This window comes from Dyadobacter fermentans DSM 18053 (genome assembly GCF_000023125.1).
Classification (GTDB): domain Bacteria; phylum Bacteroidota; class Bacteroidia; order Cytophagales; family Spirosomataceae; genus Dyadobacter; species Dyadobacter fermentans.
This window is the reverse complement of record NC_013037.1, coordinates 5157772-5180072: the sequence shown is the minus strand read 5'-3', so window position 1 is coordinate 5180072 and position 22301 is coordinate 5157772. Positions and strand designations below refer to the sequence as shown.

Sequence of the window (22301 nt, the reverse complement as noted above, 5' to 3'; positions counted from 1 at the left end):
ATATTCCCACCCTGCCGCTCGCTAAAATGGCGCCTTCATGCCGGCACATTGCCATCCCTGGCGCCGATGGATAACGCAGCCCCCGACGATCGCTCATTGGCACACTTACCCGATATGCCGATTACTGGTACCGTTCAGGATCGTACAGACCTATGTTAACCGAAGGTCTCGCACGCTCGGCCAGTTCCGCAACTATTTTACCCGTTCCAGGCCCGAGGCTGATGCCCATCATCCCGTGACCGCCGGCGACGATCAGGTTGCTGAGCTTTTTGGAATAGCCCAAATACGGCAAGCCATCCGGCGAGCAAGGACGGAAACCGTACCAGATGCGGTCTTTTTGCGGTACGGCCACGTTTAGTTCGGGGTAATATTTCGGGATGGAGTTCACAATGCCTTCCACGCGGTTCATATTGATCTGGTTGTTGAGCGGCGCGAGTTCCATCGTGCCGCCGAAGCGTACCTGTCCGTTCATGGGCGTCACGGCCACACGCGCTTCAAGAAGCAAAGCGGGATGAACAATGGGATGCTGCGAGTTCGGTTCCATGAAGGAATAACCCTTGCCCGGCATGACCGGAATGGACAACCCGGCCTGTTTTGCCAATTGCGGCAGCCACGAGCCGCCGGTCATCACCACCAGATCGCCTTCGTAGGTTTTGGCGACGGTTTTCACCCGTTTGATCTCCCCGTTTTGAATGTCAAAACCGGTCACCTCGGTGTTTGTGACAATTTCGGCGCCGAGCTGTGTAATGCTTTGGATCAAACCTTTTACTAATGCCGTCGGGTACAAATGCGCGTCGCAGCGGTAATGCACGGCGCCGGCAACGTCCAGTTGAATGCCCGGTTCCAAGGCCTGCACCTGCTCGCGGCTGAGCATATCGATATCCAGGCCGAGTTGCTGGCCCTGCTTGCCTACGTGAATTTCCTCTTCGCCTGTTTTATCGGATTTGTAGAGCATTAGAATGCCCTTTTCTTCCAGCCCGTAGTCCAGGTTTTCGTCTCGGACGAGGTCTTCGTAGAGTTTTTTACTTAATAAATGATAATCCCGTAAATGCGGCGCGGCGCGTTCCACATTGGCTTCCGTGGCCGCTTTCATGAATTTCAAACCCCATGAAATGAGCGAGAAATCGAGGGAAGGTTTTACATAAAAAGGACTGCGGCTGTTGAACATCCATTTAATCCCCTTCGAAACCATACCCGGCGCGGCAAGCGGAATAAAATGGCTCGGCACGATCATACCCGCATTGCCGATGGAGCAGTTATCGAACAGGTCGCCCTTGTCGAGCAACGTCACTTTCCACCCGCTTTTAAGCAAATAATAGGCCGAAGCCAGACCCGAAATCCCGCCACCAATGATGACGGAGGTGCCTTTTTTTGACATTTGGTTGTGTTCGATGACGACAGGGGAAAGTACTTCGGCCTTCGGCTGTCGGCTATCGGCTTTTAGGTTAATGAATGCAAAAATACTTCGGCTGTCGGCTATCGGCAGTCGGCTTTTATGCTAATGAGTGAAAAAATACTTCGGCTGTCGGCAGTCGGCTTTTATGCGCTTTTAAATCAATTTAAAAAAGTCTGACAGCCGATAGCCGATAGCCGACTGCCGACAGCCTCAAATAACCTGAAAACCAAACGCATAAGGGTCTTCTTCGTCGTCGATGAAGATGGTATTGTGGCCCGTGATTACTGCCCAGCCTTCGATGCCGGGGATCATGGCGGGTTTGTCGCCGATGGTCGTTTCTTCTTCCACGGTGCCGATGAATTTGGAACCGATAATGCTTTCGTGTACAAAACGGTCGCCTTTTTTGAGCTTGCCCTTCGCGTGCCATTGCGCCATACGTGCGGACGTGCCCGTGCCGCATGGCGAGCGGTCGATGGCCTTATCGCCGTAGAAAACTGCATTGCGGGCTGTGGACGTAGGATCAATCGGCGCGCCGGTCCAGAGAAAATGGCTGAGGCCTTTGATATGCTCGTTTTCGGGGTGAACGAACGTGTATTGCTCGTTCATCCGCTGGCGGCACACGCGGCTCCAACTGATGAGCTGGTCGGCGGTGTGGTTTTCGATGCCTTTGAAATTTTCCTGCGGATCGACGATCGCGTAGAAATTGCCGCCGTAGGAAACGTCCACCGTCAATGTGCCCAGGTCGGGGCATTCGACGGTCAGTTTTTCGGCTGCGAGGAAGGATTTAATGTTGATCAATTTCACTGATTTCACTTTTCTTCCCTCCTGCACATATTCCACTAACACCAACCCGGCAGGCGTTTCGAGGCGCAGCTTGCCCGGTACTTTCGGGGTTACGAGGCCTTCTTCAATGGCAATGGTAACTGTCCCGATCGTCCCATGGCCGCACATCGGCAGGCAGCCGCTGGTTTCAATGTAGAGTACGCCAATGTCGTTGGCGGGATCAATGGGCGGGTAGAGAATGCTGCCACTCATCATATCGTGCCCGCGGGGCTCGAACATGAGGCCCTTGCGAATCCAGTCGAATTCCCTCAAAAAATGGAGCCTGCGCTCCATCATGCTGTTGCCCTCAAGGAGCGGCCCGCCACCTGCAACTACCCGGACAGGATTACCGCAGGTGTGGGCGTCGATACAGAAAAAAGTTTTGCGCATAGTTTATTGACTTCGGCAGTCGGCCATCGACTTTCGGCCTTTTTATATACTTCGGCCTTCGGCAGTCGGCTGTCGGCTTTTTTGTTACAGTAATTTTTATAATAAAAGCGGTGACGAACAAATCAGACGGAAAAGCCGACGGCTGACAGCCGACAGCCGAAGTAACCTCAAACTTCCCGCTTCGTCACCTCCCCATCCACCGTCCGCCAAATCCCCAGCGGGTTGGCGTTTTTCAATTCATCGGGTAAAAATTCGTCGGGCCAGTTTTGGAAGCTCAATGGGCGGGTAAACCGCTTGATCGCGTCCGGACCGACGGACGTAAACTGGCTGTTGCTCGACGACGGAAATGGGCCGCCGTGGTGCATGGATTTGCAGACTTCAACGCCCGTCGGGAAGTTGTTGAAGATAATGCGGCCGCATTTGTTCTGAATCGCCGCCACCAGTTCGCGGTGCGAGGCGAGGTCTTCGCTCGTGGCCAGCAAAGTGGCCGTGAGCTGGCCGTGCAGCTTTTCGGTAACCGCCAGCACTTCCTCCGCATTCCGGCATTTTACGATCAATGCGAATGGCCCGAAAACTTCGGTTTGCAGTTCATCATTAATCAAAAAATCAACACCTGAAACCGTCGCCACCGTAGCAGCACCATGACCGTCGGCTGCTTCGCTCGCCGCTACCGCTACCAGTTCCACGCCGCTTTGGCCGATCACTTTCTCGCGATTTCCGCGATAAGCAACAGCAATGCCTGCATTCAGCATCGGCGCCGGAAGAATGTTTACGATTTCCTGGTTCAATGCTTCGATAAAACTGTCCAATGCGGGATTTTGCTCCGTGATCAGCAAGCCGGGGTTGGTACAAAATTGCCCCACGCCTAATGTCAGCGAACCGGCATATTGTTTGGCCAGATCGGCGCCGGCAGTTGCCAGCTTGCCCGGCAGCAGGAACACAGGGTTAATGCTGCCCATTTCGGCAAATACCGGGATCGGCTCCTTCCGCTTGTTGGCGATCTCAACCAAAGCCAAACCGCCGCGGTTGGAACCGGTAAAACCCACCGCCTTAATCACCGGATGGCTTACGAGCGCCTGGGATTCCTCATTGGTTTCTGTAAAAATGTGTGCAAATGTGCCTTCGGGAAAACCCGCTTTGGCTACCCCGCGGCTAATGGCGTCGGCCATGATCTGCGACGTTTTCGGGTGGCCCGGATGCGCTTTCACAACTACCGGACATCCCGCCGCAATGGCGCTGGCCGTATCGCCTCCCGCCGTCGAGAATGCAAACGGGAAGTTGCTCGCACCGAATACCGCCACAGGACCTAATCCTACATTCGTTTTGCGGATATCGGGCTTGGGCACCGCGCGCTGCGGGTTGGCCGTATCAATGCTCGCATCGAGCGAATAGCCCTTTTCCACCGCATCGGCATAGCTTCTCCACTGGAACACCGTCCGCGCTTTTTCGCCGTTCAGGCGTGCTTCGGGCAGGTTGGATTCGGCCATGGCGGTTTGCACCAGTTCCGGACCAAGCGCTTCGATCTCGTCGGCAATGGCGTTCATCAATGCGACCCGGCGGCGCAATGCATAGGCGTTCATCGCCACGAATGCCGCCTGGGCTTTTTCAAGAATAAGGTCTAAATCGGATGAATTCATAATTTGATGTTTTGACAAAATGGTAACAATCCCGCACCGGAAATCTAACGACTATACGGTGCTTTTTTTGTCAATATTACGGTTACCGGTCGGGTTACGGCCATTGCGATGACAGGAAACCCGGCTGGGGTTCGGGATATTTGTACGATCGGGTTGCTATAAACAGGAGATTGCGCTGCAATTGTTCATCGATTCGAGTCAGAGCTTCGGAGGAGCCACCTGTTTATAGCAACCCATGATCGTTACCGGGCTTCGGCTCCCGAGGAGCCTCCTTCCACGCATTACCGCCTCTTACGCCACGTCAACCGCCAGATTCAGATAATCCGGCAATTCAGGCTGCGTAGCGATGGCCTGGTCGATGATCGCGATCACGCGCTCGCGTTCTGCGCCTTGCAGCGGCAGGCGCGGCTCGCGCACGTATTCCGAACCAATGCCCATTTTGGCAGCGGCGAGTTTGATATTTTGAACCAATTTAGGATGAATGTCCAGTTCGAGCAATGGCAGGTACCAGCGGTAAATCGCCAGCGCTTCCTTGTATTGGCCCGCCTTCACGAGGTTGAAGATCGCTACCGTTTCTTTCGGGAATGCATCCACGAGGCCGCCGATCACGCCGTCGGCGCCGAGCATTACCTCTTCCATAATCAATGTATCCACACCGCAGAACACCCGGAAACGGTCACCGAAGCGGTTGAACAGGCGCGTAACGTTGCTCACGTCGCGCGTGGATTCCTTGATGGCGTGGATGTTCGGGATCTTGGCAAGTTCCTCAAACATGGGCAGCGTCACCTCGATTTTGTAATCGTAAGGGTTGTTATAAATCATGATCGACAGCGAAACGCTCTGCGCGATCGTTTTGAACCAATGTACGGTTTCGGCATCATCGGCTTTGTAACGCATCGGAGGGAGGATCATCAGACCGTCCGCGCCTGCGCTTTCCGCTTCTTTCGCAATGCTCACCGCTTCGGCGGTCGATTGCTCGGCGATGCCTAATACTACCGGCAAACCAGCAGGAAGTGCCTGTTTCGCATATTTCACCAGCTCCATTTTCTCGGCGCGGGTGAGCGTGCTGGCTTCCCCGAGCGAACCGCCTACGATTACCCCGGTAATACCTGCCTCAACCTGCGCGTCGAGGTTCTTGCCGAACAGTTCAAAATCAATTGTATCATCTGATTTGAATGGCGTCACCAACGCTGGGAAAATGCCAGACCATGCTTCTTTGTTCATATCCTGCTTATGTTAAAATTTTAGTCCAAAATTAATCCATGCTTGCATGCGGATATTCACATGTTTTAATCAATTCCTTACATATTTTAACATACTCCCGAAAATGCGCCCGAAGCGTGTTTTCGACGAACGCTACTTGTGCCAATAGTGTTTCATCCATATATGAGGCAGCAGGCGCAGAATGCGGTGCATCAAAATTGGTAAAGTTCTTTTTGAAATCGGTTTTTGCTTTGCTTTTCGGCTTGCCTGGGCAATTCGCGGGCAGGCGGGAAAATCTGTCGGTGAAAACGGATTTTAATGCCTAATTTTGACATTCAAACAGGGCGGTACCATCGCATTGCCGCCCGTTCCTGCAAACCCATAATCTTAACATTTATCATTCATCTATGTCATCTTTTGAAAACGAAAGCCCCATCCGCGTACTGGTAGTCGGTTGCGGGAATATGGGTGCATCCCATGCCTTTGCCTATCAGCTGCTGGATGGTTTCGAGATCTGCGGAATTGTTTCCACCGGAAAAAGCAAGGAAGTGCTCAATGAAAAACTTGGCGGCGGTTACGCGCTCTTCAATGACTATGAAACTGCATTGAAAGAGACCAAACCCGACGCGGTTTGTATTTCCACCTATCCCGATACACACGAGGATTTCGCGATCAAGGCGCTGGAAGCCGGTGCGCACGTGTTCATCGAAAAACCGCTTGCAGATACCGTAGCAGGCGCTCAACGCGTAGTAGAAGCTGCCAAAAAAGCCAATAAAAAAGTGGTGGTTGGTTATATCCTCCGCGTGCACCCTTCGTGGGAGCGTTTCGTGAAAGAAGCGCAGGGCCTGGGTAAGCCGCTGGTGATGCGTATGAACCTCAACCAGCAGAGCCACGGCTACATGTGGGGCGTGCACCGCAACCTCATGAAGAGCCTCAGCCCGATCGTGGATTGCGGCGTGCATTATATTGATGTAATGTGCCAGATGACCCGCTCGAAGCCGCTCCGCGTGAATGCGATCGGTGCACGGCTGACGGACGATATTCCAGCCGGAAATTATAACTACGGCCAGCTCCAAATCTGGTTTGAAGACGGCTCCGTAGGCTGGTATGAAGCCGGCTGGGGACCGATGATCAGCGAAACGGCATTCTTTGTGAAGGACGTGATCGGGCCGAAAGGCTCGGCGTCGATCGTGGCCAAAGATGCGGGCGGCACCGGAAAATCGTCGTCCGTGGAAGCGCACACGAAAACCGAATCCATCCGCGTGCACCACGCCGATCTGAACGAATCGGATGAGTTTGTGAAAGAAGATACGTGGATCAACCTCGAAGACGAGCCCGATCACCAGGAACTTTGCAACCGCGAACAGCGCTACTTCCTGCGCGCGATCACCGAGGACCTCGACCTGACCGACCACCTGTCGGATGCAGTAACGAGCTTGCAGATCGCTTTCGCCTGCGACGAGTCGGTAAAAACCGGCCGCACGGTGGATCTCGCCTAACTATATTACATTCTTTTACCGAAGCCCTGTTTGCGGATCAGCCGCAGGCAGGGCTTTTTGTTTCGGGATACTTCTACAAGCGCAGGTAAAAATGCAGGGCGCCCATCTTCTTGCATTATATTGAGAAGATTTTTTGCATTTCAAACAAACCTAACCCGTATTCCTGCCTATGCAACATCCCTACGCGTGATTCGCGCAGCCGCGCCAGCCAGTACTTCTTATTTTCATTACTACTCCAAAAACCTAACCAATGAAAAAGAAAACTACTCCTTTGCGTGTAGCGCCGTCCGGCGTTATACCCCATTCTTTTTTGCCTCAGCTCATCATTTTCCTGCTCTTTTCGGTCGCCACGCTGGCGGCCGGCCCCAAGGATAAAACCATCAAGGGCAAGATCACCGATTCCGAAAACGGCTCGGCACTACCCGGTGTGAACGTCATCGTGAAAGGCACCAGCCAGGGTACCTCCTCCAATTCGGACGGGAATTATGAAATTAATGTGAATGACAATAGCGCAGTTCTGGTTTTCAGCTTCGTTGGCTACGAAAAAGTGGAGGTGCCCGTGGGTGACCGCACCACCGTGGACGTGACCCTGAAAGTGGACAGCAAAAGCATGGATGAAGTGGTGGTGATCGGTTACGGAACCGTCCGTAAAAGCGATCTTACCGGCTCGGTGGGTGCCATTAAAGGCGAAAAGCTGCTCGACAGGCAGGCGACCAACGTAGCGCAATCGTTGCAGGGACGTATTCCCGGTGTGGACGTGGCGGTCAACTCCTCCGCTCCGGGGTACCAGCCGCGGGTGCGCATACGTGGGGTAGGCTCCATCAATTCGAGCCTTGAACCGTTGTATGTGATCGACGGTATTGTGGGCGTGAGTAACCCCAACCTACTCAATCCCAACGATATAGAGTCACTGGAAGTACTGAAAGACGCATCGGCAACGGCCATTTACGGCGCACGCGGCGCCAACGGGGTGATTATCATTACCACCAAACGCGGCAAATCGGGCACCACCCAGATTTCCTACGACGTGTGGGGCTCCTACATTACGCCGGCCAGCCGCCTGGGAACACTCTCCGCCGACGAGTTTATGCAGGTATACAACACGGCTTACGACAATGCGGCGAAGTTCGATGAGCAGGGCTTCAAAGACGGCAAATATGTGCGCAACCTGCCCGCCAATTTTCCTAACCTGTTCGACGCCAACGGCAAGCCGAAATACAATACCGACTGGGAAAAGGAAATTTACAAACCTACCTGGGCACAAAACCACGAGCTGGCCGTGCGCGGCGGCGGTGAAAAAAGCGCTTACAGCATTTCGGTGGGCTATACAGACCAGGGCGGTCTGATGCGGAATTCAAATCTGACGCGTTACTCGGCCAAGCTGACGCTCGATAACGATGCTACCAAATGGCTGAAAGTGGGCGGCAGCATTTTTATCAACAAGGCGCTGATCAAGGAAGTCGACGGCGGATCGGGCGGGTTGAACGTGCCGCGGATGGTGTTCGAGGCCGTTCCTATCCTGCCTATCAAATATCCCGATGGCAGCTGGGGACGCAACAAGGATTGGCCGGGCATGGAAGGCGGAGAAAACCCCGTCCGCATTGCCGACCAACGTACACAAACCAACCCCCGCACCGAAATCCTGGGTAGTTTGTATTCCAATATCAAGTTCACTCCGGACCTGAGCCTGCGTACGAATTACAGCTATGAATTGCGGTTTGATAAAAACAATTTCTACTCCGGCCGCGATCTGAATGCGTTATCGGCAGATCAGAAGGGGTCAGCGAGCATTTCGGCCAACAACGAGTTTTACTGGCAGTTCGAGAATTATTTTAATTACAACAAAACCATCGGCGACCACAACATTTCCGCATTGCTCGGTTTGTCGTGGCAAAAACGCTCCTGGGAGAACTTCGGCGTGACTGCGCAGAACTTCATCGACGATTTCTGGGGCTGGCATAATATCAACGTCGGTAACACGCTCGTGAAACCGAATTCGAGTGATCAGGAATGGTCGCTGAATTCCTACTTCGGCAGGTTGAATTACAGCTTCAAAGACCGCTACCTGCTTACTTTCACGGGCCGTTACGATGGCGCGTCGAAATTTGGGGTGAACAATAAATATGCATTTTTCCCTTCGGCGGCCATTGCGTGGAACGTGACGAACGAAGAGTTCCTGAAAAGCAACGCCACGCTCACCAACCTGAAAATCCGGGCAAGCTATGGTAAAACCGGTAACCAGGAAATCGGGCAATATGCGTCGCAGCAGTTCCTCGGAACGAGCGATGTGCTCCTGGGCGGCTCGCGGCAGACGTTCGTGTGGCGGAGCTCGTTCGGTAACCCCGATTTGCGCTGGGAATATACCAACCAGCTGGATATCGGTGCGGACATCGGCCTGTTCAACAACCGCATCGACCTGACTTTTGATTACTACAAAAAAGTAACCAAAGACCTGCTCCTGAATGCGCCCATTCCCTGGTCGACCGGCCTGGGCTCCGTAACGCAGAACATCGGCTCGGTGCAGAACACCGGTATCGAGATCGGCGTCAACAGCCGTAACATTTCCACCGAAAAATTCACATGGAGCACCAACGTCGCATTCTCTGCCAACAAAAATAAAATACTGAAACTCGGCCGCAACGGCGACGACATTTTCCCGGGTCCTAACTTCCTCGGCAATACCAACATCCTGCGCATCGGGCACGCGATCGGTACACTGTGGGGTTACCGCCGCCTGGGCACATGGGGCACCGCCGAAGCCGATGAAGCAGCGAAATACAACCGCCTGCCCGGTGATCTGAAATGGGAGGATATCAACAAGGACGGCAAAATCGACGGCAAGGACGAAACCATTATCGGCCGCTCCTACCCGAAATGGAACCTGAACGTTTCCAACACATTCCAGCTCGGCAAGTTCGACCTTTCGTTCGATATCCGCATTGTGATGGGCGTAAACACCGTGAATGCCACCAAGCACTCCGTGGAAGACCGGCAGGCCATCGCCAGCAGCTCCCGCTCGGTACTCAACGCCTGGACGCCCGAGAACCAGAACACGCACATCGCGCAAATCCGCCATTACAATGCCGGCTACGATACGCACATGGACGACTGGTGGGTGGAAGACGGCTCGTTTATCCGCGGCCAGAACATCGTGCTCGGCTACTCGCTGCCGACCAAGTTCGGAAAGGTTAATTTCCAGCGCCTGCGCATTTATGCGAGCGCGCAGAACTTCTTCCTGATCGACAACTATTCGGGTTACGATCCGGAGGCGCTCACAGGTTTCGGCGGACAGCTGAATGCGAATATGGAGTTCTTCCAATATCCGCGTCCGCGCACCTACAACCTCGGTTTGAACATTGTTTTTTAAGGTGATTTAAAACTGACTTTCACTATGAAAAAGCATATTCTTTATACTTGTCTGATATTGGGAATGTCCGCCTGCAACGACTTCCTGACCGAAAATCCCACCGGCCAGCTTACGACCGGCTCGTCCGTATCCAGTCCGGAAATCGCCCGCGCATTCGTGGATGGCTCCTATTCGCAGATTACGACCTTCAATAACGGCGGCGGCGGCTGGGGCGGCAACAATGCTTCGCTGGTGGAGTTCATGACCGGAAAGGCCGACGGCAACTCGCAAACCGAGGCATTCAAATTCTTCAACCTCGAATACGACGCGCGCGCATTTTATGTCGACGGCTGGTGGTCGGGGATGTACTCGGGCATTGCGCGGGCTAACCTGGCGATCCAGAAGATCGGCGAAATCAGCACATTGCCGGCTGCTACCAAAACCAACATGATCGCAGAGGCGCGGGCCATGCGTGCATTGTATTACTTCCAGCTGGTGCGCATGTTTGGCGATGTTCCGAAAATCACCACGCTCATCACCTCGCTCGACGATGTGCAAACGCCCCGCTCTCCGGTGAAGGAAATCTACGACGAGATCATCATCCCCGACCTGCTGGAAGCCGAGAAATCGACCTTGCCGTGGCGCGACACTGCCGGACGGATGTCGATGGGCGCGATTAAAGCCCTCCTCGCGCACGTGTACCTGACCTACGCGGGCTTTCCCGTGAGCGCAGGCGTGCCCGCGTACACCGAGTCGGCGAAGCGCTCGAAGGAGATCATCGACAATGGCACCTATTCGCTTTTTGCGGAATACACCGACATGATCGTGCCTGCAAACCGCAACCAGACCGAGTTTATTTTCCAGGTCCAGCATGAAAAGGACATTCGTAACAATGGCCTTACACCGGTAACCCTGCCTGCATTCACCGGCATTGCGTCCTATTCCGATGAATACGGCGGCCTGCTGCCCCGGAAAGAGTTCGTGGAAAGCTTCGAAAAGGGCGACAAGCGTGCGAAAGAGAAGCAATTCTTTTACACTTATTACAAAGGTCACCCGAGCGACTACCCCGCCGGCGACCCGCGGCGCGACAGCCTGAACCTGGGCGGCTACTATATTTACAAGTGGTTTGATAAACAAGCCATTGACAACGACGCCAAGGCGAACATCAACTATACGATATACCGTTACGCGGAAATACTGCTGATGTACGCCGAAGCATCCAACCGCGTGGAAGGCAAACCGAATGCGCAGGCGCAAAAGGCATTGAACGACGTTCGCAAACGCGCCCAGTTACCGGCTGTGACCACTACGAATGTGGATGAATTTGAAAAGGCTGTGTGGGCGGAGCGCTACTTCGAGCTTTGCTATGAAGGCAAGATGTGGTTCGATATGATCCGCACGCGTAAGGTCCGCAACGACCTCACGAAACAATGGGATAATTTTGTAGGTCACAAGACGGTTTACGGCAAAACATTCGCCGAAAAAAACCTGCTTTTGCCCATCCCGCAGCGCGAAACGGACAATAACAAATCGTTGGAACAGAATGTAGGATTTTAGCTCCAAACCGGCGAGATTCTATCCTAAAATTATAGGATTTTTGCACAAAGCCACCTGTCGGAAACACCCTCCGAAGGTGGCTTTTTTAGCTTCTGGAACATATGGTAACTGACTGATTTACTGCATTAAACTGCCAATTTTATGCTAATATTATGCAAACGTTTGCATAAATATTTACATATTTTCCCTTCCCATTATTCGAAATCTATTGTTAAATATTATAATATTGCAACGCGTTTTCTTAAAGACTTTTATTAATGCCACACTGACGCCACTTATTAGAGTATCATCGGCCGGCCCTCGGTGCAGTCCCGTATGCCAGCCATCCATTCCATTCTCCGTCAGGGAAAACGTACCGTTTCAATGCCTTTTTTGACATAGTGCAGTCAGGATCTGTGATCATGATTTGATTTCAAAAAACTTGGCAGAAATCGCTACGGCTCTGACGAAATGTAATTTATTGAATACCCTTTGTAATTATTTCATTAAACCGAACATTTTTAAACTGTAAACCGCAAACTATGATTAAACAAAAAACGCAAACGCCTAACGAACAGAGATCTATGACTAAAATTCGTGTTTTCCAAGACTGCATGAGAAACGTTTAACAAGCCTTTACATGAAAAATACCGATACCAATCAATGGTTGCTCCAAATGCGGAGCATCCGTAATTCTCTATTGCTCCTGCCCGCGCTCGCAAGCCCTGTGATTGTGAACGCAGCCCTCGCCAACTCCGGAACTGCTACTACCATCCGCATTGATAAAACCCTGAAAGGAAAAGTAACCGACAAGGAAACCGGCGATGGCCTTCCCGGTGTGAACGTGGTGGTGAAAGGAACCAGCACCGGTACAACCACCGACGGAGAAGGTAATTATACACTTTCCGTTCCTGATAATGCAACATTGGTTTTCAGCTTTGTGGGCTACCTCAGCCAGGAACTTCCCGTCGGAAACCGCACCACCCTCGACATATCACTTGCTTCCGACTCCAAGGCGCTTAGCGAAGTAGTCGTGATCGGGTACGGTACCGCGAAGAAATCCGACCTTACCGGTTCCGTAGGTTCCGTGAAAGAAGAACAACTCAGAGAACGTCCGGCGCCTTCATTGAACCAGGCATTGCAGGGACGGGTTTCGGGTGTGCAGGTGAACGTGAACTCGGGTCGTCCGGGTGGTCGTGCCAATGTGCGTATCCGTGGTTTCAGCTCTATCAACTCATCCAACAACCCGTTGTACGTGGTGGATGGTGTAATGCTCCCGCAAGGTAACCAGAACCAGCAAAGCCAGGCGATCGACTTCATCAACCCGAACGACATCGTGTCGGTGGAGGTGTTGAAAGATGCGTCGTCGACGGCGATCTATGGTGCGCGTGGTGCCAACGGGGTGATCATGATCACGACCAAAAAAGGTAAGTCAGGCGAAAGCACTATTACCTACGGTCTTGACCTGAGCGTACCGACCGCCGGCCCTAAAAGAGCGAAAGTATTGAACGCCCAGCAATATATGGACGTGGAAGACCTCGCTTTCCGGAACATGGAGAAGTTCGACAAGGCAGGCTGGGACGCAGGTAAATACAAAACCCACGATCCGCTCGTACGTCGTGCACAGCTGGCAGCAGCCCACCCCGACGTGTTCACCAAACGCGCGGACGGCACTTTTGCTCCCAACTACGACACCGACTGGTTCAAAGAATCGACCCAGAACCGTGTGTCTCAAAACCACCAGCTGGGTTTCAGCGGCGGTAATGAAAGAACTACCTACTCGCTGTCGCTCAACTACCGCGACGACCAGGGTCTCATCAAAACGTCTTACCTGAAACGCTATTCAACCCGTTTCAGCATCGACGACCAGGTGAAAAAATGGCTGCGCCTCGGAGGTACTTTGAGCTACAACAACCAGGCTGAAAACCTCGTCGATATCAACGACGCCGTGCCTCGCCAGATGGTGGAGGACTTCCCTTTCCTTCCTGTTAAATGGCCGGACGGAACTTATGCCAACAACCGTGATTATCCGGGTGCAGAAGGTTCTTTCAGCTCGGTACACCGTTTGATGGGACGTAAATTCAACCTCAATACCCAAACTACCCTCGGTAGCCTTTACGGAAACGTAACATTGGCCAAAGGACTCGAATTCCGTTCGGTATTGGGTGTGAACGTGATCAACCAGGAAGTAAACCAGTCGCAAACGCGTACATTGACGCCTAATGAACTGGGTACAGCGAGAAAAGAAAACAGAAAAGAGACTTTCTGGTCATGGGAAAACTTGCTGACCTACAACAAAACATTCGGTATCCACTCGATCAATGCCCTTGCCGGTATTTCATGGCAGGAAACCAATGTGGCTACAACCAACGTAGGTTCTCAGAACTTCTCTACCGACTACTACGGCTTTGATAACCTCGCGGCGGGATCGGTTGCACCTTCATCCAACCCATACGTATCGGGCGCGTCGCGTTTCGCGTTTAACTCGTACTTCGGTCGTTTGAACTACACCTTGCTGGATAAATACCTGTTCACTGTGACAGGACGTGCGGATGGTTCGTCGAAATTCGGTGATAACCACAAATTTGCATTCTTCCCGTCGGCGGCCGTTGCATGGAAAGTGTCTGATGAAGAGTTCCTGAAAGGCAACACGGTTATTTCCAGCCTGAAAGTTCGTACCAGCTACGGTTTGACGGGTAACTCGGAAATCCCTGCATATTCTTCACTCGGCTTGCTGCGCTCGAACTATGCAACTGTGTACGGCGACACCCGCTTCGGTGGTACCGGTATCAACAGGCTTGCCAACAACGACTTGCGCTGGGAAAAAACAGCCCAAACCGACGGTGGTCTGGAAATCAGCTTCTTCAAGGGAAGAATCTCGTTCGAAGCGGATTACTACTACCGCAAAACAACCGACATGCTCCTCGATGCGCCGGTGCCACGCACCAGCGGTTACGCGACCATCCGTCGTAACATCGGTTCGATGGAGAACAAAGGTTTCGAATTCGGCTTGAACACGGTGAACATCGAAAACCAAAACTTCTCATGGAATACCAGCTTCAATATCTCTTTGAACAGAAACAAAGTGTTGACGCTGGCAACTCCTGCGGATATCTTCGGCGTGGGCGGTCCTTCGATCACCAACCAAACAAGCGTAATCCGTATCGGCGAGCCGGTGGGTGCATTCTGGGGATTGACCCGTTTGGGCACCTGGAGCGAGGCTGAGGCAGCACAAGCTGCTGAATTCCGCAGCTACCGTGGTAACCTGACCATGCTGCCAGGTGATGTGAAGTACAAAGACGTGAACGGCGACAAGGCGATCACCGATGCCGACCGTGGCATTATCGGTAATGGTTCTCCAAAAGGATGGGGATCACTTTCGAACAGCCTGCGTTACGGCAACTTCGACCTGACCCTCGACCTGCAATTCTCGTACGGCAACGACCTGATGGACATGAACCTGCACGCCAGCGAAGACCGCCAGGCATTGGCGAACAGCTACACCACCGTATTGGATGCATGGACGCCTGAAAACCAGAACACGCCGATCGCTCAAATCCGCGATACCAAGGCTGGTTATGTAACCAACGTGGATACCCGCTGGATCTTCGACGGCTCATTCATCCGTGGCCGTAACCTGTTGCTGGGCTACAACTTCCCGTCGGAAATTGCCAGCAAGCTGAAAATGAGCAAGCTGAGACTGTATCTTTCTGCTCAGAACTTCTTCATCATCAGCAAATATCCGTTCGGCGATCCCGAGCAGACTCCTATCCGCGGTGGCGATGGCGACAACGTATTCTCGCAAGGTATGATCTGGCACAGCTATCCTAAACCAACCACTTTCATGGGAGGTATTCAGGTTGCATTCTAATCACCGGGACCGTTGTATCATTCAAAATGACATTCAGCATGAAACTTAATAACAAAAAATTCTATCAACTTTTGCTCTGCGGAGCGATCCTGCTGGGACCGACCGCCTGCTCCGACTTCCTCGATGAGCAGGACCCGTCCAACCTTCAACCGGATACCTTCTACACCATTCCTGACCACGCGGAAGCGGCCATTGCTGCTACCTACGCGGAAATGCGTTTTTTTGGTGAAAGTGCGGGTATCTTCTCGGCCAACTGGCAAATGCTCGAAGCGCCAACCGGTACGGCTACAACCGAAACAGGCCAGAACTCCGACCTGAACAACCTGTACGCCCTTATTTACGACGGCAACACGGGCCACATCAGCAACTGGTGGAACGGCCTCTACCGCGTGATCGCGAACGCCAACCTCGCGATTGAAAAAATCCCCGGCATTCAGTTCCCTGCTGCCAGCGAGGCGCAGAAAGTGAGATTGCTCGGTGAAGCGCGCTTCCTCCGTGCGTGGGCTTACTTTTACGCGGTGAGACTGTGGGGCGATGTGCCTTTGATCACCAAGCCTCAGACGGCCAGCTCGGAAGATTTCTTCCCTTCAAGAGCTCCGCAGGAAGAAGTGTACAAGCTGATCGTGGACGACCTTCTGGCTGCCGAAGCTGCGGGTTTTGCAGATTTCAATGCCAACGGACGTGTGTCTAAAATGGCCGTGAAGGCTTACCTGTCGAAAGTGTACCTGACTATGGCGGGCTTCCCGTTGCAAAAAGGCCAGTCGCACTACAAGCTGGCAGCCGACAAAGCGCTGGAAGTAATCAATTTTGCAAAGGCTAACCCCTCAACGGTGGGCTTGTTCCCGACCTACAAGGAGCTGCACGATGAAAAACTGAAAAACCGTTTGGAGCACCTGTTCCAGATCCAGTACAACACCGTAGTGGCAGCTTTCCCGCTGAACGACTTCTTCCCGAACTTCAAAGCGGTAACCTATGCAGGACCTAGCGGAACGGGCAGCACGGTGCCTACACGGTCGTTCTACAACTCGTATGAAACCGGCGACCTTCGTACCAAAGATCAGGAAGGTTGGTTTTACACGACCTACTATACCGATGGTACCGGCGCGAAGTTCGATCTGGGCGCTCCATATGTGTTCAAATACTTCAACATCGCAGCGCTGGGCGGCCCGGGCATTACCCCTACCCGCCTCAACAACCTGAACGTAAACCAGATGCGCTATGCCGATGTATTGCTCATGTACGCAGAAGCACAGGCGGAACTGGGTACCATCACCCAGCAGGCTTACGACGCTCTGAAAGCAATCCGCGACCGCGCACAGCTGAAAACACCTGCGATCGGCGCCTACACAGCAACTTCTTTCAAGGAGGCTGTGTGGAAAGAACGCTGGCACGAGTTCGCTTACGAAGGCATTACCTGGTTCGACATGGTACGCCTGCGTAAGGTATTCAACGAGGAAACCAAGAAGTTCGACGACTTCGTAGGTCACCGTAACCTCAACGTAAGTGGTGGTGCGCCTTTGCTGGAAAAACACCTGTTGTTCCCGCTCGGCATCCAGGAAATGAGAAACAACCCGAACCTGACACCTCAGAACCCAGGTTACAACCCATAATTTCTTATCTGCATCTTAAAAGCCGGCCTTCATCTGAGGGCCGGCTTTTTTCGTTCTTATACCGGCATCCTTCCCCGAAAGCCATTTTCCATGACTATATTCACAACCTTGGTACCCAAAGCGATTGCAGATGTTGGAAAGGATTAATACCCCCTCAGGGCGGCTTGCCTGTTGTCGGATAATGCTCATTTACCTGTGCTGGGGCATTGCGAGCGCTCATGGGCAGCTGGGCATTACAAATCCCGTGCACAACCAGGTCATGCAGCGCAATGCATCCGGCACGGCCACGATCTCCGTCACCGCCTATGCGCATTATCCTTACGAGCGCATCGACGCGGCGCTGCTTCCGATCGAAGGCAATACGAACGGCATGCAGGGGCAGCAGCTGGATTCCCGACAATTGAAAGAAGGCTTCCTCCACCTCACCTTCACTGCCTCCACAGGCTGGTACAAACTCAAACTGACCGGCTTTGCCAACGGCATCGCCGACTCGGCCGTGGTGGACCGCGTAGGCGTAGGCGAAGTGTTTCTGATCACCGGCAACTCCAATGCGATGGGTCTTCCGGGCCTGGGTGCGAAAGATGCTTCTTCCAATGTGGTTGCCTTCAATGCACTCAACAAAACCCTCAACACCGACAACATCACCGTCGCCCCCGACGGCCCCATGCCTTCGCCTTCGTTTGAAGTCCTGAAAAACGATGTGAATATTTTTCCAAACGGCGAAACTTCCTGGTATTGGGGCGAGTTGGGAGATATGCTGTTTGAAAGGTGGAAAACGCCTGTGTTGTTCTTCAATACCGCCTGGGCAGCTGCCAATGCAGAAAACTACCGCGACGCCGCTTCGGGAAAAGATGCCTACAACCTGTACGTCGGGAAATTCTGGCCAAACAGGCAGCCGTACACCAATATCGTGAATACAATGCGCTACCTCACTTCGCAAACAGGCGTGAGGGCCGTCCTGTGGGCGCACGGGGAAAACGACGCGCAGCTGGGATTTAATGAAGAGCAATATTTCGAAGGCATCCGGACGCTCATCCAGAATAGCCGCCGGGATTCGGGCTATGACATTCCCTGGTACATCGCGCGCAACTCGGCCAGTAACCAGCTGAAAGACCCTTACCTGCCCGTTTTGAATGCACAAAACCGGCTCATCGCATTACCCGGTTTCAATGCGTTCCAGGGGCCATATCTCGACACCATTCAGATTCCCCGCCCCGCCTCGGCGCATTTCGAGAATGTCCCCGGCGGCGTTCAGGGCCTTAGCCTCGCCGCTGCGGCCTGGAACAGGAGCCTGGCCGATACCGCTCTGGCGAGAACGCCCACTTTGCAGCCCGCTTACGCACTGCATGCGGGCGTAACGCCCTCGCGCGCCTATCCGGGCGCAAGTTTCAACCTGCCGTTCGCCGTCACCGGTAATGCGCCCGGCAGCCTGGAAATCGTAGCCGAACTGCTCGACGCGCAAGGTGAGTTTGTGACCGCCGTAGGTACCGGCGGCGTGAGCCCGCTCAATATCCAGCTTCCTTCCAACCTGGCCGACGGCCCGTACCGCATCCGCCTCACGGGCCTCGGGCCGGTCTGCCCCGGCAGCATTTCACAACCGGTATACATCGAGCGTGCGTTGCGGACTATTGAATACGTGAATGCGATTGGCGTGCGCACGGATGGGGCGGATGTGCAGGTGGTGTGGGCCGTAGCACCGGTGCCGGGCCTCGCTTCCATGACCGTCCAGAAAACAACCGACGGCCTTACTTACCAGGATCTCGAAACATTCGCAGCACCTGCCGACAACGAATCGGGCGTATTCGGCTACCCCGACACCGGCTCCGGCACGGGTACCGTTTTTTACCGGATCAAAATGGCGTATACCAATGGCTCCGTAGCCTATTCCACGATCGTGACGCTGTTCAGGGATGGCGCCCCGGCTCCGCTGACTATCTTCCCCAATCCGGTGATGCGCCAGCAGTTTTACGTAATGCCCCCCGGCGAAACCGACGCCACCTGCCGCCTTTTCGACGCGGCCGGCCGGGAACATCCCATTCACACCTCCACACGTGAGGCCGTCGGGCTAATTTCCGTGCGCCCGCATTACGCTTTGCCTGCGGGAAAGTACATTCTTCAAGTCACCTCCGAGGGCCAAAGCCGCGCCCGCAGTGTGGTTTTTTATTGATATAAAACGAAAAGCGGGCCGTCGTGAACAGCCCGCCTTTACTTATCTGCACAAAATTCAGATTTTAATCTTCAAAAAGGTTTCCTAAACCTCCGATTACCGAACCGCTTTCTTTCCGGCTGTTAGGCCCTCCAACCGAAAGCCGCTGGATGAGTTTGGAAATTGGCATTGACTGGATCCAGCAACGGCCTGTGCCGCGCAATGTAGCCAGGAACATCCCTTCCCCACCAAACACCATCGATTTCAAACCGCCCGAACGCTGGATATCGAAGCTCAGCGACTGTTCAAATGCCACCACGCAGCCGGTATCGATCCGCAAGGTTTCATTGTTCAGCTGCTTCTCCATCACCACGCCGCCGGCATGGACGAAAGCCATCCCGTCACCTTTCAGTTTTTGAAGGATAAAACCTTCTCCGCCGAACAAGCCCGACCCGAATCTTTGGTTGAAATGGATTTTCATGCTTGTACCCATGGCTGCGCAAAGGAAACCGTCCTTTTGTACGATCAGCTCGTTACCATAAATTTTCGACAGGTCGATCGGCATGACCGTTCCGGGGTAAGGCGCCGAGAATGCCACTTTTTTCTTGCCTACGCCACGGTTCGTGAAGTGGGTCATGAAAAGTGATTCGCCGGTCAGCAAGCGTGTGCCCGCCTGGAAAATCTTACCCATAATGCTTTGGTTCGCCTCCGAGCCGTCACCCATTTTGGTTTCAAACTGAATGCCGTCCTCCATAAAAAGCATGGCGCCAGCCTCCGCAATCACGGTTTCGTTTGGGTCCAGCTCGATTTCCACCACCTGGATATCGTCGCCGATGATTTTGTAGTCGATTTCGTGTGAGATCATTTTTCGTAAAAGGTTTTTATTGATTGGTCAAAACGGGTTGAATGCGTCCTACTCCTCTTCTTCCTCCTCTTCCTCAGAAGATTTCTTCTTCGATTTACGGGTTTTCCGACCGGGAATATCCTCGCGGTCGCGGAGCTTTTTGTCATCCACATTCTTGTTCAGGAATTCATTGATACGGTCCATATCAAAGCTCGTCGTAATTTCCCCGAAAGAGTTGATCTGGATATCAAAACCTTCCAGATCCTTGTGCACACGCGGTTTTTCGGGTGCTGGTTTAGAAGTTTCGGACTGTTTTTTCTTAGCCATGTGTTTGATGCCAATGGACCGCTGTGCGGCCCGTTATTCACTTGTTACGAAAGTATGCAATGATCCCGGCGGAGCCAATGCAAAATGATCCTGCGGTTTGCCGGAGCTTATGCCAGCCTGATTTGCGCTGACAAACGGTTGAGCGCTGTTTCGAGCCTTTTCACCACTTCGTCTTTGCCGAGAATCTCCATGATGATCATCAAATCCGGGCCAGCGCCTGCGCCGGTCACCGCCAGGCGCAATGCCTGCATGATTTTACCCATTTTGATTCCCGCCGCTTCCATGGTTGCGGAAAGCACTTCTTTAATATCGTGTGCCACGAAATTGCCTTCAAAGCCAGCCAAAGCATCTTTGAAAGCACCTATCGCATTCACCGCCTCCTCGTTCCATTTCTTAATCACCACATCCTGATCGTACTCCTCCGGCGCGCTGAACAAAAAGAGCGACTCCGAAACGATTTCCTTGACGAAATGCACGCGGTCTTTCAGCAAATGCACGATCTGCGCAAGCTGATCGTCGTTGACCTCAATTCCTTTGTCGGCGTACAACGGTTTCAGCTGCCCGGTGATGGCCGTATCGTCCAGTTGTTTCAAATATTGTTGGTTAAACCAATTAGCTTTCTGAATATCGAATCGCGCACCTGCTTTGTGCACGCGATCGAAACTGAATGATGCGATGAGCTCATCCATGCTGAAAATTTCCTGCTCGGTACCCGCATTCCAGCCCAGCAATGCCAGGAAGTTGGCGGTAGCGCCCGGCAGATAGCCTTCTTCGCGGAAACCGCGGGCTTTGTCGCCGGTATTGGGGTCGGTCCATTCCAACGGGAAGATCGGGAAGCCGCCCAGGTCCGCATCACGTTTCGAGAGCTTGCCGTTACCGTCCGGTTTTAGGAGCAGCGGCAGGTGCGCAAACTGCGGCATGGTGCTTTCCCACCCCAGATAGCGGTAGAGCAGCACGTGCAGCGGCGCCGACGGCAGCCATTCCTCCCCGCGGATCACGTGCGTAATGCCCATCAGATGGTCGTCCACGATATTGGCCAAATGGTAGGTAGGCATGCCATCCGATTTCAGAAGCACCTTATCGTCGATCTGCGACGAATGCACCACCACCCAGCCGCGGATGAGGTCGTTGAAACGGATATCCTCCTTCGGGCTGATCTTCATCCGGATCACGTACGGGTCGCCGCTATCGAGGCGTGCCTGGGTTTCCTCGGCCGAGAGCGTCAGCGAGTTGGTCATTTCCGTGCGGGTAATCGCATTGTATTGCACGGCAGCCACTTTTGCGGCTTCCAGGCGCTTGCGCATATCATCCAGCTGCTCGGGCGTGTCGAAAGCATAGTAAGCCTTCCCTTCCTGAACGAGCCTTTCCGCGTATTCGCGGTACATTTCTTTTCTTTCCGATTGCCGGTAGGGCGCGTGCGGGCCGCCTTGCTGCGGGCCTTCGTCAATGCCGATGCCCAGCCATTCCAGCGCTTCCAGAATGTACGCCTCGGCGCCCGGAACGTAGCGGTTCTGGTCGGTATCTTCAATCCGCAGCAGCATCTGGCCGCCTTGCTGGCGCGCAAACAGGTAATTATACAGGGCCGTACGCACACCGCCCGCATGCAGCGGACCGGTTGGGCTAGGCGCAAAACGCACCCTGACAGGTCTATTATTCATTATTCAAAAAATTAAG

13 protein-coding genes are annotated in these 22301 nt (G+C 53.4%); 6 read left to right on the top strand and 7 right to left on the bottom strand.

Annotated elements, in window-relative coordinates:
• Nucleotides 1–121: 121 nt before the first annotated feature.
• The 4 genes from DFER_RS21300 to DFER_RS21285 form a co-directional block, all read right to left on the bottom strand.
• Nucleotides 122–1378, bottom strand: a complete 1257-nt coding sequence (locus tag DFER_RS21300; protein WP_015813719.1) for an NAD(P)/FAD-dependent oxidoreductase — start codon at nucleotides 1376–1378, stop codon at nucleotides 122–124.
• 228 nt (nucleotides 1379–1606) lie between these two features.
• Nucleotides 1607–2608 (bottom strand): 4-hydroxyproline epimerase, encoded by a 1002-nt coding sequence (locus DFER_RS21295; RefSeq protein WP_015813718.1) that lies wholly within the window; start codon nucleotides 2606–2608, stop codon nucleotides 1607–1609.
• A 167-nt stretch (nucleotides 2609–2775) separates the two neighbouring features.
• Nucleotides 2776–4245: an aldehyde dehydrogenase (NADP(+)) gene (locus tag DFER_RS21290; RefSeq protein ID WP_015813717.1), complete on the bottom strand. Its 1470-nt coding sequence runs from the start codon at nucleotides 4243–4245 to the stop codon at nucleotides 2776–2778.
• A 291-nt stretch (nucleotides 4246–4536) separates the two neighbouring features.
• Nucleotides 4537–5469 carry a dihydrodipicolinate synthase family protein gene (locus tag DFER_RS21285; protein ID WP_015813716.1) on the bottom strand — a complete coding sequence of 311 codons (933 nt, stop codon included), beginning with the start codon at nucleotides 5467–5469 and terminating at the stop codon, nucleotides 4537–4539.
• A gap of 386 nt (nucleotides 5470–5855) precedes the next feature.
• On the opposite strand from DFER_RS21285, the gene DFER_RS21280 reads away from it, so the two are divergent.
• From DFER_RS21280 to DFER_RS21255, 6 genes are all read left to right on the top strand, one after another.
• Nucleotides 5856–6947 carry a Gfo/Idh/MocA family protein gene (locus tag DFER_RS21280; RefSeq protein WP_015813715.1) on the top strand — a complete coding sequence of 364 codons (1092 nt, stop codon included), beginning with the start codon at nucleotides 5856–5858 and terminating at the stop codon, nucleotides 6945–6947.
• A gap of 250 nt (nucleotides 6948–7197) precedes the next feature.
• Nucleotides 7198–10314, top strand: a complete 3117-nt coding sequence (locus DFER_RS21275; RefSeq protein ID WP_015813714.1) for a SusC/RagA family TonB-linked outer membrane protein — start codon at nucleotides 7198–7200, stop codon at nucleotides 10312–10314.
• Between the two features lie 24 nt (nucleotides 10315–10338).
• Complete coding sequence (locus DFER_RS21270; RefSeq protein WP_015813713.1) at nucleotides 10339–11850, top strand: RagB/SusD family nutrient uptake outer membrane protein; 1512 nt, start codon at nucleotides 10339–10341, stop codon at nucleotides 11848–11850.
• 619 nt (nucleotides 11851–12469) lie between these two features.
• Nucleotides 12470–15700, top strand: coding sequence for a SusC/RagA family TonB-linked outer membrane protein (locus DFER_RS21265; RefSeq protein ID WP_015813712.1), 3231 nt, complete (start codon nucleotides 12470–12472; stop codon nucleotides 15698–15700).
• A 26-nt stretch (nucleotides 15701–15726) separates the two neighbouring features.
• Nucleotides 15727–17310 carry a RagB/SusD family nutrient uptake outer membrane protein gene (locus DFER_RS21260; RefSeq protein ID WP_015813711.1) on the top strand — a complete coding sequence of 528 codons (1584 nt, stop codon included), beginning with the start codon at nucleotides 15727–15729 and terminating at the stop codon, nucleotides 17308–17310.
• A 181-nt stretch (nucleotides 17311–17491) separates the two neighbouring features.
• Entirely contained in the window at nucleotides 17492–19477 is a 1986-nt protein-coding gene (locus tag DFER_RS21255; protein WP_015813710.1) for a sialate O-acetylesterase, read from the top strand.
• A gap of 64 nt (nucleotides 19478–19541) precedes the next feature.
• On the opposite strand, the gene DFER_RS21250 is transcribed toward DFER_RS21255, so the two are convergent.
• The 3 genes from DFER_RS21250 to gltX all read right to left on the bottom strand — a co-directional run bounded on the left by DFER_RS21250 (nucleotide 19542) and on the right by gltX (nucleotide 22285).
• Nucleotides 19542–20321, bottom strand: a complete 780-nt coding sequence (locus tag DFER_RS21250) for a TIGR00266 family protein (RefSeq protein WP_015813709.1) — start codon at nucleotides 20319–20321, stop codon at nucleotides 19542–19544.
• Nucleotides 20322–20369: 48 nt separating this feature from the next.
• Nucleotides 20370–20627 (bottom strand): hypothetical protein, encoded by a 258-nt coding sequence (locus tag DFER_RS21245; RefSeq protein ID WP_015813708.1) that lies wholly within the window; start codon nucleotides 20625–20627, stop codon nucleotides 20370–20372.
• Nucleotides 20628–20734: 107 nt separating this feature from the next.
• On the bottom strand, nucleotides 20735–22285 hold the full coding sequence (gene gltX, locus DFER_RS21240) for a glutamate--tRNA ligase (RefSeq protein ID WP_015813707.1): 1551 nt from the start codon (nucleotides 22283–22285) through the stop codon (nucleotides 20735–20737).
• Nucleotides 22286–22301 lie beyond the last annotated feature (16 nt).